Origin of the sequence: Acetobacterium fimetarium, assembly GCF_014284475.1 — a bacterium.
GTDB lineage: Bacteria > Bacillota > Clostridia > Eubacteriales > Eubacteriaceae > Acetobacterium > Acetobacterium fimetarium.
Genome location: NZ_WJBC01000013.1, coordinates 12,988 through 37,498 on the forward strand (window position 1 = coordinate 12,988; position 24,511 = coordinate 37,498).

Here is a 24,511-nt window from a genome sequence, read left to right on the forward strand (position 1 = left end):
TTCTATATCCATTTTATTGTATATTCTATAAAAGGAGGAAACATCATGGATTTATTTCTGCAACAGCTGATCAACGGGCTAAATGTAGGGAGTATTTATGCGCTTATCGCAATCGGTTATACCATGGTATATGGAATTATTAAACTTATAAACTTTGCCCATGGTGAAATCATGATGTTCGGTGCATATTTCGCGTTTATTTTTGCTACCAGTTTTCAAATGCCAATCTGGGCTGTGCTTTTGATACCCATGGTTATTATGGCTTTGGCTGGTGTCGCGGTAGAATTTATTGCCTATCGACCATTGAGGGATGCTCCCAGATTATCAGCGCTGATCACTGCAATTGGTGTGAGTTTGTTTTTACAGAATCTGGCCCTTTTGATTTTTAAGGCTGATCCAAAAGTAATGCCTAAAATATTTCCGGAAACGATGATCAGTCTAGGTGGCGTTGAAATTAACTCTACGACATTGGTGACGATTGGCTTGTCATTATTCTTTATGGTTTTACTGGATCTTTATATCCGGAAAACGAAACAGGGTCGTGCCGTGCGTGCCGTTTCAGAAGACAAGGACGCCGCGATTCTTATGGGTATTAATGTCGACAGAACGATCTCGTTAACCTTTGCGATGGGATCGGCTTTAGGAGCGCTTGGCGGAATTCTGTATAGTGTTGCTTATGTTCAGGTTTTTCCGACACTGGGCGTTATGCCGGGTCTAAAAGCTTTTATTGCCGCCGTATTGGGCGGGATCGGAATCATACCTGGAGCGATGCTGGGCGGATTCATTATCGGAATGGTGGAAACAATGACAAAGGCGTATATATCAACTACCTGGGCAGATGCCATTGTTTACATCATCCTGATTTTAGTATTGCTGTTTAAACCGACAGGAATTCTTGGAAAAAACACGAGAGAGAAGGTGTAAAGAATGGATAAAAATAAACGTAAAGCTTATATCATAAACACCATCTCAGTTGTCTCGTTGTATCTTGTTTTTTTCATATTAATACAAACAAAGGTCATGAATAAGTATTTTATAGGAATTGCAATTCTGACCTGCATTATGATCATCATGGCAATGAGTTTAAATATTGTCGCCGGATTTTTAGGGGAAATGGCCCTTGGTCATGCTGGCTTTATGGCGATTGGCGCTTATTCGTCGGCCTACTTTTCAATTGCCCTGATGGATACTGGCATTGCATTGCCCAATATTGTTGTTCTAATACTGGCAATGATTGTTGGTGGAATAGTTACCGGGCTGGTGGGATTCCTGATTGGAACACCAACACTTCGACTTCGCGGCGATTACCTTGGAATTGTGACCATTGGTTTTTCTGAGATCATCCGGATCTTTTTCATCAATTTTGCGCCCACCGGTGGCGCAGCCGGACTTAAAGGAATCACGAAACTGGTTACGTTCAATAATGTCTATTGGATCACAATCGTCATCATTATTCTGATCTTCACCTTTGGCCGTTCCAAACAGGGAAGAGCGATTATCTCGATCAGAGAAGATGAGATTGCCTCTGAGGCAGCCGGTATTCCAACGACAAAATACAAAGTGCTGGCATTTACCGTATCATCATTCTTTGCTGGCATGGGAGGCGCCTTGTATGCACATTATCAGGCATTTGTGGAACCGAGCAAGTTTACTTTCATGTTCTCGATCGAAATGTTTGTTATTGTTGTCCTGGGCGGACTGGGAAGTCTGACCGGTTCGATTATTGCTGCGATCATCTTAACCGTGCTGCCGGAAATGCTGCGTGGATTTGCGGAATATCGTTTGCTGGTGTACTCATTGGCGCTTGTCGTCATGATGATTTTCCGTCCGCAGGGGATGTTGGGACGATCTGAATTCTCGCTGACAAAATTCATCGACTCGCTCATGCTCCGCAAGGATATGAAAAATTCGATTGGCGGAGGTGAAGCACAATGACCGTATTGTCTGCAAAAAATATTACGATGCAGTTCGGCGGACTGACAGCCGTTGACCAGTTTAATCTTGAACTTGATTCCAATGAACTGGTTGGTTTGATCGGTCCCAACGGGGCTGGAAAGACAACCATATTTAATATGCTTACCGGTGTATATGTACCGACCAGCGGCGATATCGTTTTGAATAATGAAAGCATATTAAAGAAAACACCGCATGACATTGTCAAACTGGGGGCTAGCAGAACATTTCAGAATATCCGTCTATTTAAGGACTTGACCGCCCTTGAGAATGTCAAAATTGCCTATCACAATTTTATCAATTACAATATGATCCAGGGAATGTTCAGAACGAAAAAGTTCTGGACCGAAGAAAAGAAAGCGCATGAAGAGTGCGAAAAACTTTTGGACATTTTTGACATGGGCGAGTATGCTGATACACTTGCCAAAAACTTGCCTTATGGACAGCAACGAAAACTGGAAATAGCCCGGGCGCTGGCATCAGAGCCCAAGGTACTGATGCTCGATGAGCCGGCAGCTGGTATGAATCCTGCTGAAACAGTGGAATTAATGGAGACGATTCATTTTATTCGAAATAAGTTTGACATTACCGTTTTGCTGATCGAACATGATATGAAGCTGGTAATGGGAATTTGTGAACGTATTCTTGTTGTGGATTACGGCAAGACGATTGCAGAAGGCACTCCGGATGAAATTTTGAAAAACCCTGAAGTTATTCGGGCTTATCTGGGAAATTAGGAGGCTGCAGATGCTTAAAGTAAAAGATTTAAATGTGCATTACGGAAAGATACATGCGATCAAAGGCATTAGTTTTGAAGTTAATCAAGGGGAAATTGTTACTCTGATTGGTGCGAATGGGGCTGGAAAAACAACGATTTTACAGACCGTTTCCGGCATACTGAAACCGAGCGAAGGGATGATCACATTTGAGGGTGAAAATCTCAATAAAATTCGTCCGCATCAAATTCCCGCATTGGGTATCGCCCATGTTCCGGAGGGACGACGCATCTTTGCAGAAATGACCGTCTTGGAAAACCTGCAGATGGGCGCGTATATAAGAAAAGACAAAGTGCAAATTCAGGAAGATATTGAAAAAGTATTTCTGAGCTTTCCTCGCCTTAAAGAAAGAATCAAACAGATTGCCGGAACACTTAGCGGCGGCGAACAGCAAATGCTGGCCATGGGCAGAGCATTGATGACCAGACCAAAACTGATTTTACTGGATGAGCCGTCCATGGGTCTGGCGCCAATTCTGGTTGATGAGATATTTGACATGATCCAAACCATTAATGAGGCCGGAACAACTGTGCTGCTGGTTGAACAAAACGCCAACAAAGCCCTACACATCGCCAATCGTGCCTATGTTCTGGAAACTGGATATATAAAACTATCAGGAAATGCCAGTGATTTACTGGTGAATCCGGAGGTACAGCAGGCCTACCTGGGTGGTTGATTCCAAAATTGTGAATAATTCGTAAGCAAATTGAGACTGTCTCTGTCGGGACAGTCTTTTATTTGCACAACGGCAATGATTCAAGCGAATGCTTGTATTTAAGCCCAAAAGATTTCTCATACACGGGTATTTTCGTTCTTGATATGAAAATATACCTATGATATACTGTTAAAATTGAATGTGAATATAATTTATAGTGAAAGACACGGAGGATAACATGAGTTCTACAGTAGAAAGTATTGAAAAAAATATTGCAACCTTAAAAATTGAAATTAACCCTGAGGATTACGCAAAGGCTACAAAAAAAGCATATGATAAAAACAAAAAACGTTTTTCAGTTCCCGGTTTCAGAAAAGGAAAGGCACCGAAAAGTGTGATCGAAGCACATTACGGAAAAAGTATATTTTTGGAAGAAGCCATTGATTTCGCGTTTGGACCAGCATACGAAAGTGCGCTGAAAGAAACGGAGATCAAACCAGTCACAAGACCTGATCTTGAAAGTATCGAAAATATTGAAAATATCGGCGAAGAGAGCGCATTTTTTATCGTTAAGGTCGCTGTTAAACCAGAAATTTCATTAGGCGAATACAAAGGCGCAGAAATTGCCTCCATGGAAGCAACCGTCACTGAAGAAGAACTGGCAGACGAATTAGCAAAAATACAGGATCAGAACGCGCGTTTAATTACTTTGGAAAGCGGTGACGTTAAAGACGGCGCCACAGTAACCATCGATTACGAAGGCTTTTTGGATGATGAACCTTTTGCCGGCGGCAAAGACACCGATTATGATTTGATCATCGGAAGTAGTACGTTTATTCCCGGGTTCGAAGAACAACTGATTGGCGCGAAGATGGGTGAAGAAACAACGGTTAATGTTACTTTCCCGGAAGATTACCATGCCGAAAATCTTAAAGGAAAAGCTGTGGCATTCAAAGTTCTGGTAAAAGGAATCAAAGAAAAAGAACTGCCCGTTTTGGATGATGAATTTGCCAAAGATACCAGTGAATTTGATACATTAGAGGAACTGAAAGCTGATATAGAAGGTCGTTTAAAAGAAGCAAAAGCAGATGAGCTCAAGAAAACAGCAGAAATGGCAGTCGTGAATTTTGCGGTTGACAATGCAGAAATTGATATTCCATATCTGATGATTGAAGAAGAAGTGGATCACAACATCGAAACCTTCGAAAATCAAATGAAGCAACAGGGCCTTTCGCTTGACGATTATTTTAAATACACCAATGTAAATCGCGAAGATTTCAGAAACAATCTCAAAGGAGATGCTGAACGAAATATCCGGATTGAGTTGGTACTGTCAAAAATTGGTGAAACCGAAGCGATTGATGCGACTGACGAAGAAATGGATGAAGAAATAAAAGTATTCGCTGATGCCTATGGCTATGAATTTGAAGAATATAAAAAGGACCTTAAGGAAAGAATGCTAGAATACATAAAATCAAACATCATTCGACGTAAAACAATTGAAATGTTGCTAAATGCTGCAACTGTCAAAAGTGCAGAGTAAAAAAATTAGAAAGCAGGAAAGCGCGTTAATGCTAAAGAGTAAAACAACACAATCATTGATTTTAAATAGTCTTGTGCCAATGGTTGTTGAACAGACAGGTCGTGGGGAAAGATCCTATGATTTATTTTCAAGATTACTTAAAGAGCGAATCATTTTTTTGAATGGCGAAATCAATGAGAACCTTTCATCACTGGTCGTTGGACAACTTCTTTTTTTGGAAGCAGACAATGCTGAAAAAGATATCCGGATATATATAAACTCTCCGGGCGGATCAGTAACTGCCGGTTTTGCCATCTACGATACGATGAACTATATCAAATGCGATGTATCGACGATTTGCGTCGGCATGGCGGCGTCAATGGGTGCGTTCCTGTTGACGGCAGGGGAAAAGGGGAAACGTTTTTCCCTGCCGAACAGTGAAATAATGATTCATCAACCGCTGGGCGGCGCTCAAGGTCAAAGTACGGATGTGGAAATATATGCAAAACGTCTGATCAAAACGAGAGAAAAACTGAATGCAATTCTGAGTGAAAAAACGGGACAACCGTTGGAGACCATTGCTAAGGATACGGATCGTGATAATTTTATGGACCCTGAGGAAGCTAAGGCCTATGGATTGATTGATGAGATACTTGTTTCAAGATAGGAGGCTTAAAAATGGCGAGAAATGAAGATAGTATAGACAATGCTCGATGTTCCTTTTGTGGTAAAAGCCAGTCCCAGGTCAAGCGAATGGTTGCCGGTCCAGGCGTATACATTTGCAATGAATGTATCGAACTCTGTGAAGAAATCATGGATGTCGACAATTTACCCGATGAAATAGTATTTGAAGATGTTCCCAAACCGAAAGAAATCAAGAAAAAACTGGGCGAGTATGTTATCGCCCAGAATCGCGCGAAACGGGCATTATCCGTTGCCGTGTATAATCATTATAAACGTATCACATCGCTGGAAGAGAGCGATCCGGAAGTGGAACTGCAGAAAAGCAATATTTTATTGATCGGCCCAACCGGATCAGGCAAAACGCTTTTGGCGCAGACGCTGGCGCGTGTTTTGAACGTTCCTTTCGCGATTGCAGATGCAACCTCTCTGACCGAAGCGGGATACGTTGGCGAAGATGTCGAGAATATCCTGCTAAAACTCCTTCAGGCTGCTAACTTTGATGTGGCAAAGGCAGAAAAAGGGATTATTTATATTGATGAAATTGATAAAATTGCCCGAAAGGGCGATAATCCATCCATCACGCGTGATGTGAGTGGCGAAGGCGTTCAGCAGGCGTTGCTAAAAATTCTGGAAGGAACAGTAGCGAATGTTCCACCCCAGGGGGGACGTAAACACCCGCATCAGGATTTCATCCAGATTGACACCAACAATATTCTATTTATTTGCGGTGGTGCATTTGATGGGATCGACAAAGTAATCGAGCAGAGAACAGTTAAAAGTTCGATGGGTTTTGGCGCCGACATTCGCAATGGCCAAGAAAAACTCGTTGATGAAAAAACAAACACGGTTCAGCCACAGGATTTATTGAAATATGGCCTTATTCCTGAATTTATCGGAAGAATTCCGGTCATTGCTTCCCTGGAACATTTAGATGAAGAGGCGTTGATTCAGATCCTGACAGAACCGCGTAATGCGCTGGTAAAACAGTATATTAAGATGTTTAAAATCGAAGGCGTCGAGCTTGAATTTCAAAAGGATGCTTTAGTTGCCATCGCAAAAAAAGCCCTGGATAATAAAACCGGTGCCCGTGGCCTTCGCGGAATTATCGAAAATATCATGCTTGACATCATGTTTGAAGTGCCCTCCAATGAAAATATTCAAAAGGTAATTATAACAAAGGATGTTGTTGAAAACCAAGTAGAACCAATTATGATTTTAGGGCAGAAAAATGAATGTCAAGATGAAAACAATGATGTAGTATCTTAAAGCATAACGCTTAAAAGGCCGTTTAAAAAGCCCAATTACTTGTTGGTATCCAGTTACCGTGTACTTGAAGTTTTTTGAGCGGCCTTTTATTTTTTATTCAATCAGGCAAATGAGTACTTGCGCTATAATTGGCGGACTACCGGAAACCATCAGTAAACGCGTAAAGCGTGTTTCCTGTATTTTATTTTGAAGAGGTATATGCTAGTAACGAAAAAGGTAAGGAGTTGATTAAGTTGAGTATTGAAGAAAAAGAAATTGCAGAAGAAGTAAACGGACAAGTAGGAATGACTGAACCGGAATTGTTTGTTCAGGAGAAAGAAACCTTACCCTTAATACCATTACGCGGGCTGAGTGTTTTCCCGGGAATGGTTGTTCATTTTGATGTTGGCCGTGAGAAATCCGTTAAAGCACTGGAAGCAGCAATGGAAAAAGATCAAATGGCTTTTTTAGTCACGCAGAAAGAAGTGATTAAAGAGAACATCACAACAGCTGATTTTTATAATATCGGCTGCAAAGTGAAAGTAAAACAATTGCTGAAAATGCCGGACAATCTTGTCCGTGTTTTAGTTGAAGTTCAGGAACGACGGGAAATTGTTGAATTTGACAGTACCGATCCGTACTTTTTGGTTACAACAAAACCAGTCCGATCCGTCTTCTATGATACAAAAGAAAACCGCACGCTGATTCACATGATTCGAGAAACATTTGAAAACTACATGAATGTGACCAGAAAGGTGGCTACCGATCTGATTCTGGCCATGAAGGCGTTGGATGATCCAGATCAGCTGATCGATATCATCGGGGCAAATCTGTTTTTGGACCTGGAAGACAGTCAGCGACTGATTCAGGAAACAGATGTGAATAAACGACTGGTGCTCACCTATGAAATTCTTGTTGAAGAAGTGGAAACGATCAAAATCGAACATAACATCGATGAGAAGGTGCGCAGTGAAATGTACAAGCATCAGCGGGAATACTATCTGCGCGAACAGATAAAAGTCATTCAGACTGAGCTTGGTGAAGGCGATGTTCAAAATGAACTGGATATTTACAGAGAACGTTTAGATGCTCTCGACGTCGAAGAAGAGGTGCGTAATAAAGTTCTCGGTGAAATCAACCGTTTGAACAAGGTGCCACAGGGTTCGTCGGAGGCTGGTTTGATCCAGACTTATATTGAATGGATATTGGATTTGCCATGGAATACAATCACCGAAGAAACCGTGGATGTAGCCATTGCCAGAAAAATACTCGATGAGGATCACTTCGGTCTGCAACATGTCAAAGAACGAATTCTGGAATATATTTCAGTACTGCAGCTGGCGAAAAACTTGAAATCACCGATCCTTTGTCTGGTTGGACCGCCGGGCGTTGGAAAAACATCCATTGCCAAGTCCATTGCCCGGGCGCTAAACCGCAAATATGTACGCATGTCGTTAGGCGGGATGAGAGATGAAGCGGAGATCCGGGGCCATCGTCGAACGTATATCGGAGCCATACCGGGGAGAATCCTCTATAACATGAAGAAATGCGGAACGAGAAATCCCCTTTTTCTGTTAGATGAAATAGACAAGCTGGGACAGGATTTTAATGGCGATCCGGCCTCCGCCCTGCTTGAAGTCCTGGATCCGGAGCAAAACAATACGTTTACGGATCATTATCTGGAACTGCCTTTTGATCTATCACAAGTTCTTTTCTTGACAACCGCCAATTCACTGGCAAGCATTCCCCGTCCCTTACTGGATCGGATGGAAGTCATCGATGTAAATGGCTATGTCGAAAGTGAAAAAGTCGAAATTGCGCAACGCTATCTTATCCCAAAACAATTGGAAATTCACGGGCTCAAAAAATCAACCTGCAAATTTAGTGAAGGTGTGATCAAGAATATCATTGAATACCATACCCGGGAATCCGGCGTACGTGAACTGGAACGAAAGATTGCCCAGGTCTGCCGAGTTGCGGCAAAAGAAATAGTTGAAAAGAAACGCAAAAGCATCAGTGTCACGCAAAAAAATCTGGATAAGTTTTTAGGCAAAAATCAGTATTCGTTTGAAATGGTTGGCGATAAGACGGAGATTGGCGTCGTAAATGGTTTGGCCTGGACATCTGTTGGCGGCGATACCCTTCAGATTGAAGTGATTGTTGTGGACGGAACGGGAAAAATTGAAATTACCGGCCAGCTCGGCGATATCATGAAAGAGTCAATCAAAGCCGGGATCAGTTACATCCGTTCTCGGGCTGATGCGCTTGGGGTTCATTCAGATTTTTACTCAAAAAAAGACATTCATGTGCATGTTCCGGAAGGAGCTGTTCCCAAAGACGGACCTTCAGCGGGAATCTCGATTACAACGGCCCTCGTATCCGCATTAACGGATCAACCGGTTCCGCAAAATCTGGCGATGACAGGCGAAATTACACTGCGAGGCCGCGTGTTGCCGATTGGCGGCCTGCGGGAGAAATTGACGGCGGCTCATCGGGCGGGGATTAAGGAAATCATTTTGCCGAATGATAATCAGAAGGATCTTGAAGATATTCCCCAAGTGGTACTGGACGCGCTCCATATCCAGTTCGTTTCAAACATGAGCGAGGTCATCGAGATCGTTTTTAATCAATTAAGGCAGAGCAAATAGACCACGCGCGTTAGAAATGGAGATACTATGAAAGTTAATAAAGCGGAAATTATCATCAGTGCTGTTGCAGAAGCGCAGTATCCGGGTGATAATCTTCCGGAAATTGTTCTTCTTGGACGATCAAATGTGGGGAAATCCTCATTTGTCAATACGCTGATTGAACGCCGTAATCTGGCGCGAACAAGCTCACAGCCAGGAAAAACACAAACAATGAATTTTTATCAGATCAACGATCTTTTCCGTTTTGTTGATATGCCGGGGTACGGCTATGCGAAAGCATCCAAAACTGAACGTGAAAAATGGGGAAAGATGATTGAAAAATATTTAAGACAACGAGAAAATGCGGCAATGATCTTTCAGCTGATTGATTCCCGACATGAACCATCAGAAGATGATGTACTCATGTATGAATGGCTGACGTATTATAACTTGAACCCCGTCATCATCGGGACGAAGGCAGATAAAATATCAAGAACCAATCAAAAAAAATCCACAAATCAAATTGCAAAGGCTTTGAGTTTAAAGAGTCCCCGGGAAGTGATCCTTTTTTCAGCGGAAACGAAATTGGGGAAAGATGAAGTCTGGCAACGAATCGAATCGGTCTTGAAATAAAAAGCCGGATTTAAAGTCTTTTCACCATGACGCACACAAATTAAGAGCATCCCAGCGGGTTGCTCTTTTCAAATTATTTACAGGTTTGAGGTAGATGGGGGAATATGAAGGATATTGAAATCAGGAAATTTGCCAGCGAAATCGGAATCGACCTGATCGGCTTTTTTTCTGTTGAGCCATTGGAAGAGTGCCTGCCGCATCTGATCGAGCGTTATCAAGCCGGTTTGATAACGGGGTTTGAAGGCGGGCATCCGAATGAGCGAATTGACTATCACCGCTCTTTTCCGGATGCAAAATCAGGAATTGCCATTGGCATCGGTTACTATCAGGAGATAAAAACAAGCAATGATCAAAAAGAAAGAGGTGCGTTAGCTTCTGTCGCCTGGGGCGAAGACTATCACGCGGTTCTGAAAAGCCTGATGGATGAGCTGATGGCGAAAATCAATGACGATCTAATGCAGCGAGGAATGAAGCCGATCAGTTATAAAGCTTTTGTCGACAATAGTCCTTTGGTCGACCGGGGCTCGGCATATCGGGCGGGATTGGGCTTTTTCGGCAAAAACAACCTTCTGATCAATCGTGATTTGGGATCATACTTTTTTATTGGACAAATTTTACTGGCTGATGAAATAGAATTCAGTCCGGCAGAAAAAATTCCGGAGCGATGCGGCGCGTGTCGCCGGTGTCTGGATGCATGTCCCAATGGGGCTCTGGGCGATGGTTACACCCTTGATCCTTCAAAATGCGTTTCATTTTTAACCCAAAAAAAGGACCTTTCAAACGAGGAAGAAAAAAGAGTTGAAAAATATCTGTACGGCTGTGATTTGTGCCAGAAAGTCTGTCCGTACAATAAAAATTTGAAAAAGACGAGCCAGACCCGTTTTTTGACCAGCGGCGATTTGGTTTATCCTGAAATTGCCGCGCTGTTCGCAATGACAAACAGAGAATTCAAAGAAAAATATGGCAAAACGGCTGCCGGCTGGCGAGGTAAAAAGACGCTCCTGCGCAATGCGCTGCTGATTGAAAAAAACGATAAAAAGAAATGATTATTCTCTGAATTAATGCTATAATAAGCAGGTTAGAGAACTTTGAGCTGGCAAAAGAATATTACTACCCCGAACAATCTCAATAAAGTCTGTTGTTGAGTAAAAATATACAATTCGATTCACAAACAATGCGTTTTTGTGAAAAAACGGAGAAGGAGAGCGAATGGATAAAAAGAAAGTTAATAAAAAAAGTATTGCCGAATTGATAATAGTTATATTACTGATTTTTTCAGCGGCATATGTACTGTTTGTTGGAGTTTCAGTTGGTATGTATGATATCGGTAAGGTTGAAAACACAATCAAGTATGGTTTGGATCTGACCGGAGGTGTCAATGTTGTTTTGGAAGCGACAGGTACCGATGGTCAGGCAGTTACGTCTGATGAAATTGATTCGACGATATCGACAATCCGTGAAAGAATCGATTCAATCGGGGTTTCGGAGCCCACCATCACCAAACAGGGCGACAACCGCATCCGTGTTTCGATTCCATCGGTCACGGATCAGGAAGAAGCCCTGAGCCTGATCGGTAAAACGGCTCAGCTTGAATTCGTGGGTCCGGATGACACCGTTATCCTGACCGGAAATGATGTTGTAGATTCCAAGGGCGTCATGCAGACAGACAGCAGCGGCGTCGAAAAGCCTGTGGTAACACTTAAATTCAGTGAAGAAGGAACCAAACTTTTTGCAGATGCCACACAAAAGTATCTGGGCCAGGTGATCTATATCAAGCTGGATGATCAAATTATTTCCCAACCGACAGTCAATGTCGCAATCACCAATGGCGAAGCAGTCATTGAAGGTCAGGCGAGTCTTGATGAAGCCGGTAATCTGGCATCGTTAATTCGCGGCGGCGCGCTGCCGGTGACGCTTGAACCGGTCGAAGTGCGGACAATTGGACCGACTTTAGGTCAGGATTCTTTGACGGATACATATTTTGCATGCATCGTCGGAGTTATTGCCGTGTTTGCTTTTATGCTTCTGGCTTACAGGGGATTTGGATTTTTGGCAGATTTGGCATTGACTATTTATATTGTACTGTTGCTGTTGATTATGACTTCTCTGAATGTTACATTAACACTTCCGGGAATCGCGGGGTTGATTCTGACGGTCGGGATGGCGGTGGATGCCAACGTCCTTATTTTTGAACGAATCAAAGATGAATCGCGGCTGGGGAAATCGTTGCTGACAGCTATCGACAATGGCTTCAAAAGAGCAATGAGTACCATTATTGATTCCAATGCAACGGTGCTGATCGCTGGTTTCGTGCTCTTTTTCATGGGCAGCGGAAGTGTTCAGGGCTTTGCAGTCACCCTGATCCTGGGTACTTTGGTGAGTATGTTTACGGCGATTGTCATTACAAAACATCTCATTAAAATTTTGGTAAAAACAGGCTTAATTAATAATAATGCCTTTTACGGACTATAGGGAGGGGGACCATTATGAAAAAAGATTTAAAAGTCGCAGAAAATGTAAAAATATGGTTTGGTATCTCTCTGGTGTTAATGACAATCAGTTTAGGCTCTCTTCTGATTCAGGGACTGAATTTTGGGATCGACTTTGTTGGTGGAACCATTGTCAATATTGAGCTGCATACGACGTTCGAAAATGCCGATGCCCGGGCAATTATTGACAAGTATGATCCCAGTGCTGATGTAACCTATGCCGGTGATGAACAAACGCAGGTTGTGATTACCTCGAAAGAGAATTTTTCAACAGAGGACCGGCAGGCGATATTCACGGCATTTCAGGAAAAATACAACCTAGAGACCACGGATCTTCTTTCCATTGATACAGTAAATCCGTCGATTGGAGCCGAAGCCACAAACAATGCCATTCTGGCTGTTATTGTTGCGGTGGGCTTGATGCTTTTGTACATCACATTCCGGTTTGAGTTTGTTTCGGGGATCACCGCCATTCTGGCATTAATTCATGATGTCATTGTGGTTGTCGGTGTCTATTCACTTTTCCAGATTCAGGTCAATTCACCATTTATTGCGGCAATTCTGACGGTATTGGGGTACTCCATTATGGATACCGTGGTGGTCTTTGACCGGGTCCGGGAAAATCGTCCGAAGTTTGGCAAGTATGCCTATGGCGAGTTGCTCGATGCCAGCGTTACGCAAACAATGCGACGCAGCATCAATACCTCCATTTCGACATTCCTGGCGATTGCAGCACTGTATTTCTTCGGTGTGCCTGCTATTCAGGATTTTGCGCTACCCTTAATGGTTGGTGTCGTCATTGGAACATATTCTTCTATTTTCAATGCCGGCGCACTGTGGTATGTCATCAGTGTGCAGCTCCATAAAAGAAAAATGAAACCAACCACCAAAAAAGCTTAATTTAAGCGAGTCTGCTTAAGCGTCAGGGTTAAATCTCTGGCGCTTTGTTTTTATTTACAGGTTCGCATGTCAGGCTGGAGAAAGATAATAAAGGTGAAACGATGACAATTAAGACAAAATGGATAAAACGCGAAAGAAAAAAAAGTATTAATGAGGAAAACACCAGGCAGTTGAAACAAGACTTGATCGATGATTTTGGCCTGAGTCAGCTGGCGGCGGAGCTTCTTATCAATCGCGGGTGTTCTTGTTTGGAAGACGGCCGCCGATTTCTGGAACCGAGTCTGCAGCATCTGCATAATCCGTTCCTGTTCGAGGACATGGAAAAAGCTGTCGCAAGAATTATTCAGGCCAAAGAAAACACCGAAAAAATATGCATCTATGGCGATTATGACGCTGACGGCACGATCGGGACTTCGATCTTGCTGAAATTCATGAAAGACCAGGGGTTTGATGTAACCTATTTTATTCCCAACCGCCTGATTACTGGCTACGGACTGCACATCGATCCGCTTCAGGAGATAATCGACGCTGGCGTGACGTTGTTGATTACTGTGGACAACGGGATCTCGGCAAATGAACAGGTGCAATACTGCAATAATCGGAATTGCGATGTCATTGTCACAGACCATCATGAATGTCATGGCATTTTGCCTGAAGCCTACGGAATTATCAATCCCAAGGTAACCGGTTCAGCCTATCCATTCAAAGAACTGTGCGGGGCGGGTGTGGCGCTAAAGCTTGTCCAGGCGTTGGCTGAAAAACTCAAGGTGAACATTGACCTCCAGGATAGCATCGAGTGTGTGGCACTGGCAACAGTGGCGGACCTTGTTCCGCTTCAGGATGAAAACCGCTGCCTGGTTGCGCTGGGGCTTAATTATCTGAACAGCTGTCCCCAAAACCCAGGCATCAGGGCATTGATGGAAGTCAGTGAATTAAAGGATTTAAAAGCATGGCATTTTGGTTTTGTACTGGGTCCGAAAATCAATGCTGCTGGACGTTTAGGCGAAGCAGACAGGATTGTGGAACTCCTGACTGATTCAGACGCAAACAGAATCATGACGCTGGCAGCGTTTCTCAGTGATGAGAATCGTAAACGGCAGGAACTGGAAACCGAAATACTTGAAGAAGCACTGAGCACGGTGGAATCACAGGAAATTTTTCGGGACGATATCCTCGTTGTGGTGGGAGAAAACTGGCATCCCGGCGTCATCGGCATTGTCGCAAGCCGGATTCAGGAGCGACATTATAAACCGGTGATAGTCATCAGTGTCGCGGACGGGATCGGAAAAGCATCTTGTCGGAGTGTCGATGGCTTTAATATTTTTGAAACGCTGCAGTCATGTGAGGAACTTTTTATCAGTTATGGCGGACATGAACAGGCGGCCGGTTTCAGCATCAAAAAAGAAAATATCGATTTGATGAAAGCGAAAATCAGCGACTATGGAAGAGCGGTTGACATCCGGCAGCATCTGACTCGAAAAGTGTATTATGACGCACAAATAAATGAAGCGGAAGTCAGTTGGGACGCGTATCATGAACTGGCGCGCTTTGAACCCTGTGGCCTGGGAAATCCCGGCATTCTGTTTATGATGAAAAATCTCACGGCAACATCCATCGGAACCATGGGCAGAGAAAACAACCATTTGCGCCTGAGCTTAAAAAGTGGTTTAAGAGGCGTCGGGTTTGGACTGGGCGGTTTTTATACCGGCCAATTTGCAGAGCAAGCGAAAATGGCAGCTGAAGATTACCATGGCATCATGTTCGTATGCCGATTGGACATGAATGAATTTCGCGGCAACAAAACCCTGCAGCTGCAGATAAAGGACATCAAGTTTAATCCCATCTGGCAAGTCGACTCGGCCAAAAAACTGGTCAAGACCATCGTGATGGAAGAAAACCCGCAACAAAGTGTCGCCGCGTTAATGAATGAGAACTCAGCCGGAGCACTGGAATTAAGTGTCGTGATGATTCGGACTGTTTACGCTGTTTTAAAAAAGAATCAGGATGGTGGCGTGCCGATTGCAAGCGGGAGTGCAATCAGCCCAAATGTCTCGCCATATCATCTCTTAATGTCCTGTGAGATATTAAGAGAAGCCGGACTGCTCGCTTATGGCATAAAGAATGACCGCGTTTTTTCTAAAATAATACCGGCCAACAAAAAAAAGGATATTCAAAATACGAAACTAATGATAAAATTAGAAAAAATAACAAGTGATAAGTAAGGAGAAGAAATGGATCTGAAAGAAGAAATTCACGTTTATGAAGGTTTTCCCAAAGATGGGATCAGCTTTAAAGATATCAACAGTTTAATTTTAAATCCGAAAGCTTTTAAACATGTAATTGATGAAATGTCACAGGTTGCCAAGGCATTGGATGCAGATCTGGTGGCGATTCCGGAAGCAAGAGGCTACATTTTTGGTACCCCGCTGGCTTATTTAATCGGTGCCGGTTTAGTACCGGTCAGGAAACCCGGGAAATTACCGGGTGAAGTTTCTTCCATGGCTTATGATTTGGAATATGGTTCAAACGTCGTTGAGATTCAGGAGAAGGCAATCAAACCTGGCGATCGGGTGATTATCGTTGACGATCTGCTTGCAACCGGCGGCACAATGATGGCAACCGCCAAGCTGGTTGAAAAGCTGGGTGGTGAGATTGCCGGTATTATCACGCTGATCGAATTGACAGAATTAGGCGGTCGTGAGTTACTGAAAAACTATTTTATTCATTCAATCGTGACCTATCCTTATTAAAATATACTCAAAATAGAAAAAAGGCAGATACATTATGGAAAATGATGCAGTAAGAGGCAAAATCGACAATGTAATAAACTTATTAAAAGCAAACAATCCAGATGCCGATACCGAAATGATTTACAGGGCATATGAACTTGCAAGGGAAGCTCACAAAGATCAGAAACGTCTGTCTGGTGAGGATTATATCATCCATCCTGTTTCTGTTGCTTATATTCTGGCAGAAATGCAGATGGATACGGAAACCATTGTAGCTGCCATTTTACACGATGTGATCGAAGACACGATCTATTCTTATGATTATATCAAAGAGACGTTCAATGAAAATATCGCTGATTTAGTTGAAGGCGTCACCAAGATCGGCAGAATCGGCTTTCAGTCAAAAGAAGAAAGTCAAGCTGAAAATCTGCGTAAAATGGTATTGGCAATGTCAAAAGACATTCGCGTGATTTTGATAAAATTAGTCGACAGACTGCATAACATGCGGACTCTGGAATATATGCGCGAGTCCAAGCAAATCGAGAAAGCTAAAGAAACGCTGGATATTTATGCTCCGCTGGCCAATCGTCTGGGAATTTCTACGATCAAGTGGGAACTTGAAGATTTAGCGTTGAAATACCTGGATCCAGAAGGCTACTATGATTTGGTTCATAAAATCAAAATCAAAAAAAGTGCCAGAGAAGCCTATATTGCTGATGTCATCAAGATCCTGTCGCGGGAAATCGAAAAAGTAGGAACCAATGCGGAAATCTATGGCCGCTCAAAGCATTTTTACAGTATTTATCGAAAAATGAAAAATCAGCACCGAAGTTTTGATGAAATATATGATCTGATTGCAGTTCGCGTGATTGTGGATTCATTGAAGGACTGCTACGGCGTTTTGGGGGTTGTCCATTCCCAATGGACACCGATACCAGGACGGTTTAAAGACTATATTGCGATGCCCAAACCGAATCTTTATCAGTCGATCCATACCACCGTTATGGGGCCCAAAGGGGAACCTTTTGAAATACAGATTCGGACCAGAGAGATGCACGAAACGGCAGAATACGGGATCGCTGCCCACTGGAAATATAAAGAAGGGCGCATGGATTCGAAAGACAATAAATATGAAGTGCAAATGTCCTGGCTGCGGCAGATGCTTGAACTTCAGAGAGATTCTGAAGATGCCGGAGAACTGGTTGAAACGATCAAAGTGGATCTGCTCAATGAGGAAGTCTATGTCTTTTCGCCCAAGGGAGCAGTGGTTCCATTGCCGGCCGGCTCGTGTCCGTTGGATTTTGCCTATCGCATTCACAGCGATATCGGCAACAACTGTGTCGGGGCCAGAGTCAACAATAAAATTGTGCCGCTGAACAGTCCGTTAAAAAGCGGTGATATAGTGGAAGTCATGACATCGAAAAACTCAAATGGTCCCAGTCGGGATTGGCTGAGCTTTGTTAGAAGTCCGCATGCGAGAAATAAAATCAAGCAGTATTTCAAAAAAGAAGAGAAGGAAGAGAACATCCAGAAAGGACGTTTGATCCTCGAACGCGAGATTAAACGGGAAGGGCTGCAGCATTCCAACCTGTTAAATCTCGCCAATCTTGAAATTCTTTCCGAAAAGTGCAGCTATAAAACCCTCAATGATTTTTATGCGGCGATTGGATACAACGGGATTAAAACCGGAACGGTACTGCAGAAGATGCGTCTGCTGTTTCCCCGGGAGTTCACCGAAGAAACGGCAGAACTTGTCTTAAGAAAACCGCAGAAAGAGTCAAAAAATACCAGCAGCACGGTCATTGTTTCCGGATACAATGAGATTGATGTCCACTTTGCAAAATGCTGTAATCCTGTGCCTGGCGATAAAATCGTTGGCTACATCACAAAGGGAAGGGGCATCTCCGTTCACCGGGCGGATTGTTCAAATGTTCTGAATTTGAGTGATCCCAACCGGATTGTTGAAGTCGAATGGAATAAATTCAGCTCCGGTTCTTTTACGGCAGAGATTCATATCAAAGCCAAAGAATCACCGGAGACAATCATCAAAATTTCGAAGATGTTCAATGAAATGAAAATTCCGGTTACGGCACTGAACGTCAAGACAGAAAAGAACGAATATGACTATTTTTCAGCAACGCTCGAGGTGAAGAGCCGCCGGGAGCTTAATTTACTGATCAAGAATCTGAATAAAATCAAGGAAATTGTTCAAATACACCGAGTTTAAGGAGAAACAATGCGGGCAGTAATACAAAGAGTATCATCATCTGAAGTAAAGATCGATCAGAAAACGATCGGAAAAATTGGCTATGGGATGAATGTTCTTTTAGGCATCAAGGCGGATGATACGGAAGCAGACATGGACTATATTATCGGGAAACTGGTCAATTTGCGAATATTTGACGATCCCGAAGGAAAAATGAATCTTTCGATTCTGGACATAAAGGGTGAACTGCTGCTGGTTTCACAATTCACGCTCTACGGCGACTGCAGAAAAGGCCGACGACCGGGATTTACGCGCAGCGGACCGGTAGCGGAAGCGCAGAAGAAATATGAATTATTTGTAGAAAAACTGAAACAGCAGCCGATCAAAAAAGTGGAAACCGGTGTTTTTCAGGCGGAAATGGAAGTGTCGATCATCAACGATGGTCCGGTAACCTTGTTGCTGGACAGCGAAAAACAATTTTAGGGAGAAATTATGGAAGTTATAAAAAAATCCCTTGGTCAAATGGGGACAAACTGCTATGTGTTATGGGATGAAAAATCCGGGGAAGCAGCAGTGATCGATCCGGGATTCAGAGATCAGCGGATCGTCGATATTATCAATCAAAAAAAACTTAAGGTGAAATACATTTTATTAACCCATGGTCATTTTGACCATCTTGGCGGAGTGAGTCAGATCAGAGACTTAACCGGGGCCAAGGTGCTGATTCATCGGAATGATGCAGACTGTTTAACGAATGCGGGCCGAAACCTCTCAACATTGGTCGGGATGCCTTTTGATTTGACGGCGGCCGACGGCTATTTATCTGAAGGGGAAGATGTTAAAATCGGTGACCTGACGGTTCAGGTTTTTCACACTCCCGGGCATTCAAAAGGCGGCGTGTGTTTTTTAGTGGGGGATACCCTCTTTGCCGGCGACACGCTGTTTCACGCTTCGATCGGGCGAACTGATTTTGCTGACGGTGATCTGGGGGAACTTCTGAATGGCATTCAATCAAAGTTGTTTGTTTTGGATGACGCCATCAAAGTACTGCCTGGCCATGGTGAAAACACCACCATTGGCTATGAAAAAGCGTGTAATCCCTTCTTCAAAGGACGTGTGTAGGCGAATGGAAACAAGAGTGCTTCGTTTTGATTTAGAGCGGCCAGCTCTGGAATACTATTTCCATGAATTATATCAGGCCTTTGATCCCGGCGTGAAGAATATTTTAGCAGGTGAGGCGGATGGCGTTCTTTCACAGAAAACAGAAGGCGATGCCGTTATTTTGTCCTTGGCCTGGTCGGGGAAGAAAGCATTAGAGCGCAGATTTCAATTTGATACGGTTGAGGAATCCCTTGAAAACAGTGTTTACAAGGGGTTTCTTTATGATCTTTTATGTGAATACTTTGGCAGAAGTCTGCAATGGGGTACTTTAACCGGCATAAAGCCGGTAAAAATGGTTCAGAAGCTGGCAGATGCCGGCTTGAGCGTTGAGGCTATTGAAAGGAAATTCGAAGACGATTACCGTGTCAGCAGTGATCGGACCCGGTTGCTGATTGAGCTGGCTGAGAAACAAAGATCCTTTATCATACCGGAAATTGACAAGGATAAAAAGAGACGGGTCAGTATTTATGTGGGCATTCCGCTATGTCCTTCAAAATGCGCATACTGTTCTTTTGTTTCAACCATCGTCGATAAAAAAAGAATCAATCTGGACACGTATTTCAACAACCTGCTGACAGAGGCGAAGCGTGTGGGCCAGTTGTTTAAGACGATGGAAATTGCGGTCGACACCCTCTATATCGGCGGCGGCACACCGACTGTTTTAAGCGCCGAGCAGCTGGCGGCTTTGATGAAAACCCTGGCGAATGCCTTTGATCTTTCGCAGCTCCGAGAGTATACGCTGGAAGCCGGACGACCCGACACGATTACGCGGGAAAAACTGGAAGTCGCAAAAAAACACGGCGTTTCACGAATCTGTCTGAATCCCCAGTCGATGAACGCCCGAACCCTGAAAGCGGTCGCAAGACCCTGGGAGAATGGCTTGACGGAAGAACTGGCTGGTCTGATCAAATCCATCGGCTTTAAAACCATGAATATGGATCTTATCATCGGTTTGGGTGATGAGGGGCCGGATGACTTTTTTTACACACTGGAAAAAGTCATCGCGCTTGAACCGGAAAACATCACCATTCACAATCTTTCGATTAAAAGCGGCTCCGAAATCAAGAATCAAAGAGGAATTTCAGTTGAACTGGGATATGGTGAAGCATTCTATCAGGCGGTCAAAAAGCGCCTGCACGATCAAAGCTATGATCCCTACTATCTGTACCGATTGAAATACACCAGGGGAAACAGTGAGAATATCGGTTATGCCAAACCCGGACATGAAGGCATCTACAATATCATGATGATGGCAGAGCGCCAGACCACCATCGGAATCGGCGCCGGCTCAACCGGAAACATCTACGATCCTGCCAATGACTCCATTCAGAAAGTATTTACGGTGAAAGACGTCAAAACCTACAACGAGCGTTTTGAGGAGCTTATTGAGAAAAAGTTAACGGCGTATGCGCTTTTAAAAAACAGAGCGTGATAACGAACGATCAAGGTGCCATTTTCATTGAATGCTGCAAGTTTCAACAGGACTTATCCGTTTACCGTGATGCCGGCAATCTGATTGAGGGCAATCCTTTTTTATTAGCGGCTGTTTTAAATTCGTTTTCAGGTGTTGTTCTGTGGGAATCCTACTTGACAACTCGGCAGTTACATCAGTATAATATAAAGGTTAAGATGATAAATTAAATGTATATATAGCGGAGGTAGAATGAAGACTTTTTATAGAAACGCCATGTGTGGCGAATTAAAAGCGGAAGATATTGGGAAAATTGTCGAACTGTCAGGCTGGGTAGATAACCGCCGAAATCTTGGCGGGGTTCTGTTCATCGATTTAAGAGACCGCTCCGGCAAGATTCAACTTGTGGTCAATGAAGAAAAACCGGAAGCCTTTGAAACAGCTGAAAAGGTTCGAAATGAATATGTCTTAAACGTCAAGGGTAAAGTCGTCTTAAGAAGTGAGCAGAACGTCAATCCTAATCTTCCTACCGGTGAGATTGAAGTGGAAATTCAGGAGCTCAAAATTCTTGATACAGCTGAAACACCACCCATTTATATTGAAGACAATGACCAGACCAATGAAGCGGTCCGTTTGAAATACCGTTATCTGGATCTGCGGAAACCGAAGTTTCAGAAAATGCTGATGACGCGCGCCAAAACGGCAGCGATCGCCAGAAATTACTTGAATGACTGCGGCTTCTGTGAAATTGAAACGCCGATGCTGGCAAAACCGACGCCGGAAGGCGCCAGAGACTTCCTGGTACCGTCACGGGTGCAGAAAGGAAAATTCTTCGGGCTGCCACAGTCACCACAATTGTATAAACAAATTCTGATGATTTCCGGAGTTGACCGTTATTATCAGCTGGCAAAATGCTTCCGTGATGAAGATTTAAGACAGGATCGTCAGCCGGAATTCACCCAGATTGATATGGAAATGTCCTTTGTCGATAAGGATGATATCATTGCCATCAGTGAGGGCATGATTGCAAAAATAATGAAAGAAGTAAAAGGAATCGATGTTCAGCTGCCGATGATCCGCATGACATATCAGGAAGCCATGGATCAATATGGCTCTGATAAACCGGATACGCGTTTTGGTTTGAAACTCACCGATTTGTCCGATATCGTTAAAGATTCTGAATTCAAAGTCTTTTCAGGAGCCATCAAAAAGGGCGGCAGTGTCCGTGCGATCAATGCCAAGGGAGCTCAGGAAAAGTTGAGCAAAAAAGCAATCAAAGGACTTGAGAATTTTGCCAAAATATATAAAGCAAAAGGCCTTGCCTGGATCGATGTTTCAGAAGGAGAAATGAAATCGCCAATTCTGAAATTTATTTCCGAAGCAGAAAAACAGGAGATTTTTAAAAGAACCAATGCCGAACCGGGTGACTTGGTTTTCATCATTGCGGATACCAACGAAATCGTCTGGAATGCTTTGGGACAGTTAAGGCTGGAACTGGCAAGAAAACTGGAATATGATTTAAAAGATCAGTACAATTTTCTCTGGGTTACCGATTTCCCACTGTTGGAGTACGATGCTGAAGCTGGCCGATATACCGCCAAACATCATCCGTTTACCATGCCTTTAGCGGAAGATCTGCAGTATCTGGAAACAGATCTGTTGAAGGTTCGGGCAGATGCCTATGACATGGTCATAAATGGCGTGGAACTTGGTGGCGGAAGCATCCGTATTCATAATCAGGATGTACAAAGCCAAGTCTTTAAAGCGTTAGGCTTTACCGAAGAATCCGCATGGAGACAATTTGGCTTCCTACTGGAAGCGCTCAAGTATGGAACACCGCCACACGGCGGCCTGGCTTTTGGCTTGGATCGACTGGTCATGCTTCTGACTGACAGTGATAATATCCGTGACGTTATTGCCTTCCCGAAAACTCAGAATCACGGTTGTCTGATGATGGATGCGCCGGCAGAAACTGAACTGGATCAGCTGATTGATCTTGGCATCAGTATTGATGAGATTTAATTAAGAATGTAATGTAAGCAAAAAATAACTGGAATCAAGTGGGTATCTGGGCGCTGAAAACCCGGATACCCTTAATTCAAAATAAATTTTACTGATTTAAATGAATAATAATGAAAAATAACTTGATTAATAGGTCGTTAATCATTATAATGTATTTACTGTCTGGGTGTAGCGCAGCTTGGTAGCGCGCTTGACTGGGGGTCAAGAGGCCGGAGGTTCAAATCCTCTCACTCAGACCATTTTATTATAAGGTGATAATATGGGACAAATAAAGAGGAAAAGTAATAGACGAGTCAATTCATTGAAGAAAACAACTGTTGGCATCGTTTTTTTTTTATTGTAGCGATAATTGTTGTGGCAAGTTATCGGAGCAGTATGAGCATGCTTCTTGAGAAAGAAGAGTATACTGAGTCATATAAAACAGAAATGTATTTTTTCAAGGATATCGATTATCGGATCCTTGATAGTTTTACCGCCAGCGATCTTTCGCTTGTTGAAGGCGAGAAGGCAAACGGATACAAGGTGCTGACCAATACGCCGAAGGCAGTGAACGTTGATTACTTGAATGAACAGATCAAAGTGATTGATACAATCATATCAGAAGCGTATTATAATAACTGGGGCAGAATTGTCGGAGATATTGTCACAAATTATCAGGGAATGACCAGTATCACAAGTCAGATCGGTGAAACAGAACGGGAACGTAAAAAATTCCTGGTTGAGTCGGTCCAATATATGGGGCTCGATTTGAATGCCTTGCAGGCAAAACGTCAGAAGTATGTTGATTTACTTGGCGGGCAGGCAAGAAGTATAACCCTCAGTGATCTGGGCATGCTTTCAAGCGGATATGTCTATACATCGATAAAACCAGTTGAAAAAACCCTTGATGAAAACATGTTGCCTTATATCAATACCGCTTTTTTGGATTCTGTCAGTAAAATCGATCAGGAATCGGAGAGTCTGTTTAAAGTGGTTAATAATGATCATGTTTATGTGGCCTTTACAATTCCCAAAAATAAGAGTATTATGGGGGAGGATGAAGTGCTTTCCCTTAAAGCGGAAATGATGGGGATTTCGGATAATGGCATTAATCAGGAATATTACGATTTTTTAATTAAACGTATCGATCAGCTTTATTATTATCCGGAACTTCGGTTTGAGTATAATAAAAAGGTATATAGCGGTTATTTTGTTGATAGTATAACAGAAGGCAATCAAAAGATGATCGTGTTGATGGTTAAAGATTATGTCAATGATTTTTCTGATGCGGTTATTGGCGATACCGAAATCTACATCCAGGATTACAATGCTTTTAAGATCCCGAAGAGTGCTGTATTTGAAGAGGCTGGCGATACAAAAATAAATATTGTTACCAAGGGCTATTTCAATGAATCTTTACCGGTTGCCGTTGAAAAATACAGTAATGGCGATGCCATATTGAAAACGGCGGATAATCCCAACTTGAATAGTGGAATGCGTATCAGTATTCATCCATAAG

The 24,511-nt window shown here is 43.1% G+C and carries 20 protein-coding genes and 1 tRNA gene; all 21 read left to right on the top strand.

Annotated features, from left to right (window positions below; translation table 11 throughout):
* The first annotated feature begins 45 nt into the window (after positions 1–45).
* The 21 genes from GH808_RS09680 (at position 46) to GH808_RS09780 (ending at position 24,510) form a co-directional block, all read left to right on the top strand.
* On the top strand, positions 46–924 hold the full coding sequence (locus tag GH808_RS09680; protein WP_186842583.1) for a branched-chain amino acid ABC transporter permease: 879 nt from the start codon (positions 46–48) through the stop codon (positions 922–924).
* 3 nt (positions 925–927) lie between these two features.
* Positions 928–1,935, top strand: a complete 1,008-nt coding sequence (locus tag GH808_RS09685; RefSeq protein ID WP_186842584.1) for a branched-chain amino acid ABC transporter permease — start codon at positions 928–930, stop codon at positions 1,933–1,935.
* Complete coding sequence (locus tag GH808_RS09690) at positions 1,932–2,690, top strand: ABC transporter ATP-binding protein (protein ID WP_186842585.1); 759 nt, start codon at positions 1,932–1,934, stop codon at positions 2,688–2,690. The genes GH808_RS09685 and GH808_RS09690 overlap by 4 nt, the downstream gene beginning before the upstream one ends.
* Before the next feature lie 10 nt (positions 2,691–2,700).
* Entirely contained in the window at positions 2,701–3,405 is a 705-nt protein-coding gene (locus tag GH808_RS09695) for an ABC transporter ATP-binding protein (protein WP_186842586.1), read from the top strand.
* 217 nt (positions 3,406–3,622) lie between these two features.
* Entirely contained in the window at positions 3,623–4,927 is a 1,305-nt protein-coding gene (gene tig, locus GH808_RS09700) for a trigger factor (RefSeq protein WP_207722300.1), read from the top strand.
* Positions 4,928–4,955: 28 nt separating this feature from the next.
* On the top strand, positions 4,956–5,573 hold the full coding sequence (clpP, locus tag GH808_RS09705) for an ATP-dependent Clp endopeptidase proteolytic subunit ClpP (protein WP_186842588.1): 618 nt from the start codon (positions 4,956–4,958) through the stop codon (positions 5,571–5,573).
* 11 nt (positions 5,574–5,584) lie between these two features.
* The gene (clpX, locus tag GH808_RS09710; protein WP_186842589.1) at positions 5,585–6,856 is read left to right on the top strand and encodes an ATP-dependent Clp protease ATP-binding subunit ClpX; all 1,272 of its coding nucleotides are present in this window, start codon (positions 5,585–5,587) and stop codon (positions 6,854–6,856) included.
* Positions 6,857–7,089: 233 nt separating this feature from the next.
* Positions 7,090–9,483 (top strand): endopeptidase La, encoded by a 2,394-nt coding sequence (gene lon / locus GH808_RS09715; RefSeq protein WP_243166178.1) that lies wholly within the window; start codon positions 7,090–7,092, stop codon positions 9,481–9,483.
* 27 nt (positions 9,484–9,510) lie between these two features.
* On the top strand, positions 9,511–10,095 hold the full coding sequence (gene yihA, locus GH808_RS09720) for a ribosome biogenesis GTP-binding protein YihA/YsxC (RefSeq protein ID WP_186842590.1): 585 nt from the start codon (positions 9,511–9,513) through the stop codon (positions 10,093–10,095).
* A 104-nt stretch (positions 10,096–10,199) separates the two neighbouring features.
* Positions 10,200–11,141 (top strand): tRNA epoxyqueuosine(34) reductase QueG, encoded by a 942-nt coding sequence (queG, locus tag GH808_RS09725; RefSeq protein ID WP_186842591.1) that lies wholly within the window; start codon positions 10,200–10,202, stop codon positions 11,139–11,141.
* 163 nt (positions 11,142–11,304) lie between these two features.
* Positions 11,305–12,567, top strand: coding sequence for a protein translocase subunit SecD (gene secD / locus GH808_RS09730; protein WP_186842592.1), 1,263 nt, complete (start codon positions 11,305–11,307; stop codon positions 12,565–12,567).
* Between the two features lie 14 nt (positions 12,568–12,581).
* Entirely contained in the window at positions 12,582–13,484 is a 903-nt protein-coding gene (gene secF / locus GH808_RS09735) for a protein translocase subunit SecF (protein WP_186842593.1), read from the top strand.
* A gap of 101 nt (positions 13,485–13,585) precedes the next feature.
* The gene (gene recJ, locus GH808_RS09740) at positions 13,586–15,706 is read left to right on the top strand and encodes a single-stranded-DNA-specific exonuclease RecJ (RefSeq protein WP_186842594.1); all 2,121 of its coding nucleotides are present in this window, start codon (positions 13,586–13,588) and stop codon (positions 15,704–15,706) included.
* 9 nt (positions 15,707–15,715) lie between these two features.
* A complete protein-coding gene (locus tag GH808_RS09745) occupies positions 15,716–16,234 on the top strand; it encodes an adenine phosphoribosyltransferase (protein WP_186842595.1) in 519 nt (172 codons plus the stop codon).
* A 34-nt stretch (positions 16,235–16,268) separates the two neighbouring features.
* Positions 16,269–18,440 (top strand): RelA/SpoT family protein, encoded by a 2,172-nt coding sequence (locus GH808_RS09750; protein ID WP_186842596.1) that lies wholly within the window; start codon positions 16,269–16,271, stop codon positions 18,438–18,440.
* Between the two features lie 9 nt (positions 18,441–18,449).
* Entirely contained in the window at positions 18,450–18,902 is a 453-nt protein-coding gene (gene dtd, locus GH808_RS09755; protein WP_186842597.1) for a D-aminoacyl-tRNA deacylase, read from the top strand.
* Between the two features lie 9 nt (positions 18,903–18,911).
* The gene (locus GH808_RS09760; RefSeq protein WP_186842598.1) at positions 18,912–19,541 is read left to right on the top strand and encodes an MBL fold metallo-hydrolase; all 630 of its coding nucleotides are present in this window, start codon (positions 18,912–18,914) and stop codon (positions 19,539–19,541) included.
* Between the two features lie 4 nt (positions 19,542–19,545).
* A complete protein-coding gene (gene hemZ / locus GH808_RS09765) occupies positions 19,546–21,012 on the top strand; it encodes a coproporphyrinogen dehydrogenase HemZ (protein WP_186842599.1) in 1,467 nt (488 codons plus the stop codon).
* Positions 21,013–21,243: 231 nt separating this feature from the next.
* The gene (aspS, locus tag GH808_RS09770) at positions 21,244–23,013 is read left to right on the top strand and encodes an aspartate--tRNA ligase (RefSeq protein ID WP_186842600.1); all 1,770 of its coding nucleotides are present in this window, start codon (positions 21,244–21,246) and stop codon (positions 23,011–23,013) included.
* 162 nt (positions 23,014–23,175) lie between these two features.
* A tRNA-Pro gene (locus GH808_RS09775) sits at positions 23,176–23,252 on the top strand.
* A 142-nt stretch (positions 23,253–23,394) separates the two neighbouring features.
* The gene (locus GH808_RS09780) at positions 23,395–24,510 is read left to right on the top strand and encodes a hypothetical protein (RefSeq protein ID WP_186842658.1); all 1,116 of its coding nucleotides are present in this window, start codon (positions 23,395–23,397) and stop codon (positions 24,508–24,510) included.
* The last annotated feature ends 1 nt before the right edge of the window (position 24,511 follow it).